Genomic DNA, 9,242 nt, shown 5'->3' with positions numbered 1-9,242 from the left:
GGCTACGTCGGTGCTAAATCACGTCAGCGCTGGCTGTTTTACGCGTATGACAGGATACGGAGGACGGTTGTGGCGCACGTCTTCGGTGAACGCACTCTGACCACACTGGAGCGTCTTCTGAGCCTGCTGTCGGCCTTTGAGGTCGTGGTATGGATGACGGATGGCTGGCCGCTGTATGAATCACGCCTGAAGGGAAAGCTGCACGTTATCAGCAAGCGTTACACTCAGCGCATTGAGCGACATAATCTGAATCTGAGACAACATCTGGCAAGGCTGGGACGGAAGTCACTGTCGTTCTCAAAATCGGTGGAGCTGCATGACAAGGTCATCGGGCATTATCTGAACATAAAACACTATCAGTAAGTTGGAGTCATTGCCGGACAAACGGCCCCCGCGCTGTCAGAAGCAAAGTGCACCACCACCACCTGTGCGGCACCGGTGACCTCGGAAAGCTGCGCGCTGGATTTAGGTTCTGCGGAAGCAAAAGCGTGGATTGGTGTTGAAAACCCGCATCGCGCAGACGTATTAACAGAACTGCGTCGCAGCACCGTGGCCCGCGTTTGTACCGGTCGTGCCGGTCCGCGTCCGCGTACCCAGGCGTTGCTGCGTTTCCTGGCCGATCACTCTCGTTCGAAAGATACCGTACTGAAAGAAGTGCCGGAAGAGTGGGTGAAAGCGCAGGGCTTGCTGGAAGTACGCTCCGAAATTAGCGACAAAAATCTCTACCTGACTCGCCCGGATATGGGCCGCCGCCTGTGTGCAGAAGCTGTTGAAGCGCTGAAAGCACAGTGTGTTGCTAATCCGGACGTACAGGTCGTTATTTCTGATGGCCTGTCAACTGATGCCATCACCGTGAACTACGAAGAGATCCTGCCGCCGCTGATGGCGGGCCTGAAACAGGCCGGGCTGAAAGTCGGCACGCCATTCTTTGTTCGTTATGGTCGCGTGAAGATTGAAGATCAGATCGGTGAGATCCTCGGCGCGAAAGTGGTGATCCTGCTGGTGGGGGAACGTCCGGGGTTGGGTCAGTCAGAAAGCCTCTCCTGTTACGCCGTTTACTCGCCGCGTATGGCGACCACCGTTGAGGCCGATCGCACCTGCATCTCTAACATTCACCAGGGCGGCACGCCGCCGGTTGAAGCCGCAGCCGTCATTGTGGATTTGGCGAAACGTATGCTGGAGCAGAAAGCATCCGGCATCAACATGACCCGATAAGGAGGCATCATGCCAGCTTTAGATTTGATTCGACCGTCGGTAACCGCCATGCGGGTGATTGCCTCCGTTAACGCTGAATTTGCGCGTGAACTAAAATTGCCGCCGCATATTCGTAGCCTCGGGCTGATTTCTGCTGATTCCGATGACGTCACCTACATTGCGGCTGACGAAGCGACCAAGCAGGCGATGGTCGAAGTGGTATATGGCCGCTCGCTGTATGCGGGAGCAGCACACGGACCGTCACCGACTGCCGGTGAAGTGCTGATTATGCTTGGTGGGCCAAACCCGGCGGAAGTGCGTGCTGGTCTGGATGCGATGGTTGCGCATATTGAAAATGGCGCTGCTTTCCAGTGGGCTAATGACGCAGAAAACACCGCATTCCTGGCACATGTAGTTTCGCGTACCGGTTCTTATCTCTCATCAACCGCCGGGATCACGCTTGGCGATCCGATGGCGTATCTGGTGGCACCGCCGCTGGAAGCGACCTACGGCATTGATGCAGCGTTGAAATCTGCCGACGTACAGCTGGTGACCTATGTCCCGCCACCGTCTGAAACCAACTACTCGGCAGCATTTTTAACCGGGAGCCAGGCCGCGTGTAAAGCAGCCTGTAACGCCTTTACCGATGCAGTGCTGGAAATCGCGCGTAATCCAATCCAGCGTGCGTAACGGAGGTTGCCGATGATCAATGCACTGGGATTGCTGGAAGTGGACGGCATGGTCGCCGCGATAGATGCAGCGGATGCCATGCTCAAAGCAGCTAACGTTCGTCTGCTCAGTCACGAAGTGCTTGACCCTGGTCGCTTAACGCTGGTGGTGGAAGGCGATCTGGCGGCGTGTCGTGCGGCGCTGGACGCAGGTTGTGCTGCCGCGATGCGTACCGGGCGTGTCATCAGCCGCAAGGAGAGCGGTCGGCCAGACGATGACACCCAGTGGCTGGTTACTGGCTTTAACCGCCAGCCGAAGCAACCCGTAAGGGAACCCGACGCGCCAGTTATCGTCGCGGAATCTGCTGACGAGTTGTTGGCGCTGTTAACATCAGTACGTCAGGGAATGACGGCAGGAGAAGTGGCTGCCCACTTTGGCTGGCCGCTGGAAAAAGCCAGAAATGCGCTCGAACAGCTCTTTTCTGCCGGGACGTTACGTAAACGCAGTAGTCGTTATCGTCTCAAGCCCCATTAACCTGTCGGAGGTGCCGGGTGTCCTACAACACCCGGCATTAACATCATGAAAAAGACCCGTACAGCCAATTTGCACCATCTTTATCATGAACCCTTCCCCGAAAACCTGAAGCTCACGCCGAAGGTCGAAGTGGATAATGTTCATCAACGACAGACAACGGATGTCTATGAACATGCTTTAACGATTACCGCCTGGCAGCAGATTTACGATCAGCTGCATCCGGGCAAGTTTCATGGTGAGTTTACGGAAATTCTACTCGATGATATTCAGGTTTTTCGTGAATACACCGGTCTGGCGCTGCGTCAGTCGTGCCTGGTCTGGCCGAACTCGTTCTGGTTTGGCATTCCGGCGACGCGCGGTGAGCAGGGATTTATCGGTTCGCAATGTCTGGGAAGCGCGGAAATCGCCACCCGCCCTGGTGGCACTGAATTTGAACTGAGCACGCCGGATGATTACACGATCCTGGGCGTGGTGCTTTCTGAAGATGTCATCACCCGGCAGGCTAACTTTTTGCATAACCCGGATCGGGTATTACATATGCTGCGTAGCCAGTCGGCGCTGGAAGTGAAAGAGCAGCATAAAGCCGCGCTGTGGGGCTTTGTCCAACAGGCGCTGGCGACGTTTTGCGAGAACCCGGAAAATCTCCATCAGCCTGCAGTGCGAAAAGTGCTGGGGGATAATTTGCTAATGGCGATGGGGGCGATGCTGGAAGACGCGCAACCAATGGTGACGGCGGAAAGCATCAGTCATCAGAGTTACCGTAGATTACTTTCCCGCGCCCGTGAATATGTGCTGGAAAATATGTCTGAGCCGGTGACGGTGCTGGGCTTGTGTAATCAACTGCATGTCAGTCGCCGCACGCTACAAAACGCGTTTCACGCTATTTTAGGCATTGGCCCAAACGCGTGGCTGAAACGCATTCGCCTGAACGCCGTACGCCGCGAACTGATAAGCCCGTGGTCGCAAAGCACAACGGTAAAAGACGCCGCCATGCAGTGGGGATTCTGGCATCTGGGGCAATTTGTCACGGATTACCAGCAGCTGTTTGCCGAGAAGCCGTCGTTGACGTTGCATCAGCGGATGCGGGAATGGGGGTGAGGGAGTTACACCCAATCCCTGACCTTAATAAACTCACTTAACGCCGCTTCTGGGCTGCCATCTTTTGGCTGATAATCATACTCCCAGCGTACCAGTGGCGGCATTGACATCAGGATCGACTCGGTGCGCCCGCCAGTTTGCAGGCCAAACAGAGTGCCGCGATCCCAGACCAGATTGAACTCGACATAACGACCGCGACGGTAGAGCTGAAAATTGCGCTCGCGCTCGCCGTAGGCCATCGCTTTACGTCGCTCTACAATTGGTAAATAAGCGTCGGTGTAGCCTTTGCCTACCGCCTGCATAAAGGCAAAACAGTGGTCGAAATCTGGCGTGTTCAGATCATCAAAGAACAGCCCGCCAATACCGCGCTGTTCGTTGCGATGTTTGAGGTAGAAGTAATCGTCGCACCACTTTTTGTAACGGGGATAAACGTCTTCACCAAATGGCAGGCACAGGTCACGGGCGGTGCGGTGCCAGTGAATGGCGTCTTCTTCAAAACCATAGAAAGGGGTTAAATCGAAGCCGCCGCCAAACCACCAGACGGGCTCTGCACCCGGTTTTTCGGCAATAAAAAAACGCACATTCGCGTGGCTGGTGGGAACATACGGGTTATGCGGATGCACTACCAGTGAAACGCCCATCGCCTCGAAACTGCGCCCGGCAAGTTCCGGGCGATGAGCGGTGGCGGAAGCAGGCATCGCCTCGCCGTGGACGTGAGAAAAGTTGACGCCTGCCTGTTCGAAAACACCACCATTACGCAACACCCGACTACGCCCGCCGCCGCCAGCTTCGCGCTGCCAACTATCTTCGACAAATTCTGCGCCATCGACGGCGGTCAGCTGCTGACAAATCGTATCCTGAAGGTTGAGCAGAAACTGTTTAACCTGGTGTGCGTCGGGTTTCATAACTTATCGCTTTTTCGAATGTGCTTTCTGGTTGTCGAACCAGTGGAAATAACTGATCACGCCTTCAGCAATCGCTGTGGCGATTTTCTGACGAAACGCCGCCGTGCCTAACAGCCGCTCTTCTTCCGGGTTGGTGATAAACGAGGTTTCCACCAGCACCGAAGGAACCGACGGCGATTTCAACACCACAAACGCGGCTTGTTCGGTGTTGCGGCTGTGCAGTTTATGCACCGGCTTAATCTTTTTCAGAATATGCGAGCCAAGCGTCAGGCTGTTTTTAATAGTATCGGTTTGCACCAGATCAAACAGCACTTGCTGCAATAGGTGATCCTTGTCAGTCGCCTTTTTACCGGCAACTTCATCGGCGCGGTTTTCGCGTTCAGACAGGTATTTCGCCATTGCGCTACTTGCCCCACGGTTAGAGAGGGCAAATACCGAAGCACCGGCAGCTTTCGGGTTGGTAAAGCCATCGGCATGAATTGACATAAACAGATCTGCGCCATGTTTATGGGCGATTTCAACGCGATCGTAAAGTGGGATAAACGTATCGCCAGAACGCGTTAAACGCGCATCAATCCCATGATTACGCAAAATGGAACGGACGTTTTTAGCAATCGCCAGCACCACATGTTTTTCTTTCGAACCGTTGCGTCCGATCGCTCCGGTATCAATTCCGCCGTGGCCTGGATCGAGAACAACGACACGTTTGCCGCCAGATTTTTTGGCTTTCGGCTTGCTGTGTCCGTTGCTGGTTTTTAAAGGTTCGTCTTTGGCGATGGCTTGCGACATTCCTGACAACGTCAGGGCAGCCAAACCGGCTTTCAGCACCTGGCGGCGCGAAGTGAGTGTTTTTAGTGGTTTAAAAGTGCTCATACGGCCTGAGTTGTAATAATAAAGTTCCAGATGTTATATCGTATCGCGTAATCCGTTACGACGGTTTGATGTTGAGAATTGTTTTACTTTTCATTTCAATAGTTGACAACTCCCCATTATGCCACTTTTTCAACCGATTTTCGTCAGATATTGGCTAATTCTACCGTTCACGCCATAATCAGCCTTTTAACCCGCAAAAAGGTAACGAATACCATGGAGATACGCGTATTTCGCCAGGAAGATTTCGAAGAGGTCATCACCCTTTGGGAGCGTTGCGACTTGCTGCGTCCGTGGAACGATCCGGAAATGGACATCGAGCGTAAGATGAACCATGACGTCAGTTTGTTTTTGGTCGCTGAGGTGAACGGTGAAGTGGTCGGAACGGTGATGGGCGGTTATGACGGGCATCGCGGGTCTGCTTATTATCTTGGCGTGCATCCAGAGTTTCGTGGGCGTGGGATTGCCAATGCGTTGCTTAATCGGCTGGAGAAAAAGCTGATTGCTCGTGGCTGCCCGAAAATTCAGATCAATGTGCCGGAAGATAACGACATGGTGCTCGGAATGTATGAACGCCTGGGATATGAACACGCCGACATGCTGAGTCTGGGTAAGCGTTTGATTGAAGATGAAGAGTACTGAGTTCCATCCTGTCCATTATGATGCGCACGGACGCCTGCGTTTACCCTTGCTCTTCTGGCTTGTGCTATTGCTTCAGGCGCGAACCTGGGTGCTGTTTATCATTGCCGGTGCGTCGCGCGAGCAGGGTACTGCGCTGCTAAATCTGTTTTATCCCGATCATGATAATTTCTGGCTGGGGTTGATTCCCGGTATTCCGGCGGTGCTGGCGTTTTTGTTGAGCGGTCGGCGGGCTTCGTTTCCTCGCACCTGGCATGTGCTCTATTTTCTGTTGCTGTTGGCGCAGGTGGTTTTACTTTGCTGGCAACCGTGGCTGTGGCTGAACGGTGAATCCGTTAGCGGTATCGGTCTGGCGCTGGTAGTGGCGGATATTGTGGCGTTAATCTGGCTGCTGACCAATCGACGTTTACGCGCTTGTTTTAATGAAGAAAAAGAATAACGCAGAGGTGCGCTTTGTTTATGCCGGATGCGGCGTGAACGCCTTATCCGGCCTACAAAACATCGAAAATTCAATATATTGCAGGAGAAAGTAGGCCTGATAAGCGTAGCGCATCAGGCAATTTTGTGTTTGTCATCAACCTTTAACGGCACTTTTTGGTGAATTTGCACTCCAAGCAACGTTATTGAATAACCAAAGGAAGTGACATGAAATCGCTGCGTTTAATGTTATGCGCTATGCCGTTGATGCTGACCGGCTGTTCCACGATGTCGTCAGTTAACTGGTCGGCCGCTAACCCGTGGAACTGGTTTGGATCGTCCACCAAAGTGAGCGAGCAGGGCGTGGGTGAATTAACGGCGTCCACACCACTGCAAGAACAAGCCATTGCTGATGCGCTTGATGGCGATTATCGCCTGCGCAGCGGAATGAAAACCGCGAACGGCAACGTGGTGCGCTTTTTTGAAGTAATGAAAGGCGACAACGTGGCGATGGTGATTAACGGCGATCAAGGCACGATCAGTCGCATTGACGTGCTGGATAGCGATATTCCTGCTGACACCGGTGTTAAAATCGGTACACCGTTTAGCGACCTTTACAGCAAAGCATTTGGCAATTGCCAAAAAGCTGATGGTGATGATAATCGTGCCGTCGAATGTAAAGCCGAAGGCAGTCAACATATTAGCTACCAGTTCAGTGGGGAATGGCGTGGTCCTGAAGGGTTAATGCCTTCGGACGATACCCTGAAAAACTGGAAAGTCAGTAAAATTATCTGGCGGCGTTAATTTGCGTCTGAACAAACCGCCGCCGCGAAAAAACACGTAAAATAGCGCTCAACAATGCCACGGATTGCGTGGCATTCTTATTTTCAGGAGGAACAATGTCTCAGGTTCAGAGTGGCATTTTGCCAGAACATTGCCGCGCGGCGATTTGGATCGAAGCCAACGTGAAAGGGGAAGTTGACGCCCTGCGTGCGGCCAGTAAAACATTTGCCGACAAACTGGCAACTTTTGAAGCGAAATTCCCGGACGCGCATCTTGGTGCGGTGGTTGCCTTTGGTAACAACACCTGGCGCGCTCTGAGCGGCGGCGTTGGGGCAGAAGAGCTGAAAGATTTTCCGGGCTACGGTAAAGGCCTTGCGCCGACGACCCAGTTCGATGTGTTGATCCACATTCTTTCTCTGCGTCACGACGTAAACTTCTCTGTCGCTCAGGCGGCGATGGAAGCCTTTGGTGACTGCATTGAAGTGAAAGAAGAGATCCACGGCTTCCGTTGGGTGGAAGAGCGTGACCTGAGCGGCTTTGTTGACGGTACAGAAAACCCGGCGGGTGAAGAGACGCGCCGCGAAGTGGCGGTTATCAAAGACGGCGTGGATGCCGGCGGCAGCTATGTGTTTGTGCAGCGTTGGGAGCACAACCTGAAGCAGCTCAACCGGATGAGCGTTCACGATCAGGAGATGATGATCGGGCGCACCAAAGAGGCCAACGAAGAGATTGACGGCGACGAACGTCCGGAAACCTCTCACCTCACCCGCGTTGATCTGAAAGAAGATGGCAAAGGGCTGAAGATTGTTCGCCAGAGCCTGCCGTACGGCACCGCCAGTGGCACTCACGGTCTGTACTTCTGCGCCTACTGCGCGCGTCTGCATAACATTGAGCAGCAACTGCTGAGCATGTTTGGCGATACCGATGGTAAGCGTGATGCGATGTTGCGTTTCACCAAACCGGTAACCGGCGGCTATTACTTCGCGCCGTCGCCGGACAAGCTGATGGCGCTGTAAGCGTTTCTGATTCTATGATTAAAGGCCAGCCAGTAACAAAACTGACTGGCCTTTTTATTACTTTTGCTTCAACGCCGCATACACCTGATCAACTACCCAACCATAAGTTGCAATCGGTAACTGACCGCTTTCGAACATATTGGGATTTTTTTGTGGATCGGCAACTGGCGAATGGGGCTTGTTGCTTAACATCACAATCGCCATATGATTGACCGGATCGATAACGGTTACTGTCCCGGTCCAGCCAGTGTGACCGTAGGTTTGCGGGCTTGCCAGCGTGCCAAACGTCGGCGTCATGGTGGCATTACCATTCACGCGCCAGCCGAGGCCAAAAGTGGCATCTTCCTTAGAGCTGGTGGTGAACATCTTCACCGTTTCCGCACTGAACAGCTGCACATCGCCATAGCCCCCGCCGTTCAGCATCGTTTGCATTAACACCGCAATATCGCCGGTATTGGAAAACAAACCTGCGTGCCCGGAAACGCCGCCCATCGAATAAAAGGCTTTTTCATCGTGCACCTGACCCCAGAGAGTGGAGGTGCGGATATTCGGGAAATGGATCACGCCATCGCGGGTATTGCCGTTCAATTCCGTGGCGGCAATTTGTTGCGGTTTAAAGCCTTTCAGCAGCGGGTTAAATACCGTATGTGTCAGGCCGAGCGGGCGATAAATCGACTCTTCAACATAGCGGTCAAGCGGCTGACCGGTAACCGACTCGACGATAAATCCAAGCAGCATATAATCGACATCGCTGTAGATATGTTTGCTGCCGGGCTGATATTCCAGCGGCGTGCGCTTGATCATCTCCAGCGTCTGGCCTTTATCCTAGGAATATAACGCGCCCGCGACCGCTTTATTCGGGTATTGCGGATCTGCCGGGAAACCGCCGCTGTGATGCAGCAGGTCAGAAATCCGGGTGATGCTGCCAACTTACTGATTTAGTGTATGATGGTGTTTTTGAGGTGCTCCAGTGGCTTCTGTTTCTATCAGCTGTCCCTCCTGTTCAGCTACTGACGGGGTGGTGCGTAACGGCAAAAGCACTGCCGGACATCAGCGCTATCTCTGCTCTCACTGCCGTAAAACATGGCAACTGCAGTTCACTTACACCGCTTCTCAA

11 protein-coding genes and 2 pseudogenes are annotated in these 9,242 nt (G+C 53.4%); 10 read left to right on the top strand and 3 right to left on the bottom strand.

Features of this window, described 5'->3' with window-relative positions; translation table 11 throughout:
- From BGK49_RS04515 to eutR, 5 genes and pseudogenes are all read left to right on the top strand, one after another.
- Positions 1 to 363 (top strand): annotated as a pseudogene (locus BGK49_RS04515) (IS1-like element IS1X2 family transposase); the annotation flags it as partial.
- Between the two features lie 9 nt (positions 364 to 372).
- On the top strand, positions 373 to 1,215 hold the full coding sequence (eutC, locus tag BGK49_RS04510; protein WP_046891764.1) for an ethanolamine ammonia-lyase subunit beta: 843 nt from the start codon (positions 373 to 375) through the stop codon (positions 1,213 to 1,215).
- Between the two features lie 9 nt (positions 1,216 to 1,224).
- Positions 1,225 to 1,884 carry an ethanolamine utilization microcompartment protein EutL gene (gene eutL / locus BGK49_RS04505; RefSeq protein WP_001111038.1) on the top strand — a complete coding sequence of 220 codons (660 nt, stop codon included), beginning with the start codon at positions 1,225 to 1,227 and terminating at the stop codon, positions 1,882 to 1,884.
- A 12-nt stretch (positions 1,885 to 1,896) separates the two neighbouring features.
- Positions 1,897 to 2,397, top strand: coding sequence for an ethanolamine utilization microcompartment protein EutK (gene eutK, locus BGK49_RS04500; RefSeq protein ID WP_005030467.1), 501 nt, complete (start codon positions 1,897 to 1,899; stop codon positions 2,395 to 2,397).
- A gap of 45 nt (positions 2,398 to 2,442) precedes the next feature.
- Positions 2,443 to 3,495, top strand: a complete 1,053-nt coding sequence (gene eutR / locus BGK49_RS04495) for an HTH-type transcriptional regulator EutR (RefSeq protein WP_000753674.1) — start codon at positions 2,443 to 2,445, stop codon at positions 3,493 to 3,495.
- A gap of 5 nt (positions 3,496 to 3,500) precedes the next feature.
- Here eutR and hemF read toward each other — a convergent pair whose 3' ends face one another.
- Together hemF and amiA are read right to left on the bottom strand one after the other, a co-directional pair.
- Positions 3,501 to 4,400: an oxygen-dependent coproporphyrinogen oxidase gene (hemF, locus tag BGK49_RS04490; RefSeq protein WP_000801367.1), complete on the bottom strand. Its 900-nt coding sequence runs from the start codon at positions 4,398 to 4,400 to the stop codon at positions 3,501 to 3,503.
- A 3-nt stretch (positions 4,401 to 4,403) separates the two neighbouring features.
- Positions 4,404 to 5,273 carry an N-acetylmuramoyl-L-alanine amidase AmiA gene (amiA, locus tag BGK49_RS04485; protein WP_000102891.1) on the bottom strand — a complete coding sequence of 290 codons (870 nt, stop codon included), beginning with the start codon at positions 5,271 to 5,273 and terminating at the stop codon, positions 4,404 to 4,406.
- Between the two features lie 213 nt (positions 5,274 to 5,486).
- On the opposite strand from amiA, the gene BGK49_RS04480 reads away from it, so the two are divergent.
- The 4 genes from BGK49_RS04480 to yfeX all read left to right on the top strand — a co-directional run bounded on the left by BGK49_RS04480 (position 5,487) and on the right by yfeX (position 8,125).
- Positions 5,487 to 5,912, top strand: coding sequence for a GNAT family acetyltransferase (locus BGK49_RS04480; protein ID WP_000405998.1), 426 nt, complete (start codon positions 5,487 to 5,489; stop codon positions 5,910 to 5,912).
- Complete coding sequence (locus BGK49_RS04475) at positions 5,899 to 6,348, top strand: DUF2919 domain-containing protein (RefSeq protein WP_005043427.1); 450 nt, start codon at positions 5,899 to 5,901, stop codon at positions 6,346 to 6,348. The genes BGK49_RS04480 and BGK49_RS04475 overlap by 14 nt, the downstream gene beginning before the upstream one ends.
- 206 nt (positions 6,349 to 6,554) lie before the next feature.
- Positions 6,555 to 7,130 (top strand): RpoE-regulated lipoprotein, encoded by a 576-nt coding sequence (locus BGK49_RS04470; protein ID WP_000838944.1) that lies wholly within the window; start codon positions 6,555 to 6,557, stop codon positions 7,128 to 7,130.
- Positions 7,131 to 7,225: 95 nt separating this feature from the next.
- Positions 7,226 to 8,125, top strand: coding sequence for a porphyrinogen peroxidase (gene yfeX, locus BGK49_RS04465; protein WP_005030479.1), 900 nt, complete (start codon positions 7,226 to 7,228; stop codon positions 8,123 to 8,125).
- A 57-nt stretch (positions 8,126 to 8,182) separates the two neighbouring features.
- On the opposite strand, the pseudogene pbp4b reads toward yfeX, so the two are convergent.
- Positions 8,183 to 9,040: pseudogene (gene pbp4b / locus BGK49_RS04460) on the bottom strand (penicillin binding protein PBP4B); the annotation flags it as partial.
- Between the two features lie 55 nt (positions 9,041 to 9,095).
- Between pbp4b and BGK49_RS25335 the strand changes: the two are divergent.
- A partial coding sequence (locus BGK49_RS25335) for an IS1 family transposase (RefSeq protein WP_001393286.1) occupies positions 9,096 to 9,242 on the top strand: 147 nt, incomplete at its 3' end.

Origin of the sequence: Shigella sp. FC1544 (genome assembly GCF_001722145.1) — a bacterium.
Taxonomy (GTDB): Bacteria; Pseudomonadota; Gammaproteobacteria; order Enterobacterales; family Enterobacteriaceae; genus Escherichia; species Escherichia coli.
This window is presented reverse-complemented; position numbering and strand designations above follow the sequence as displayed.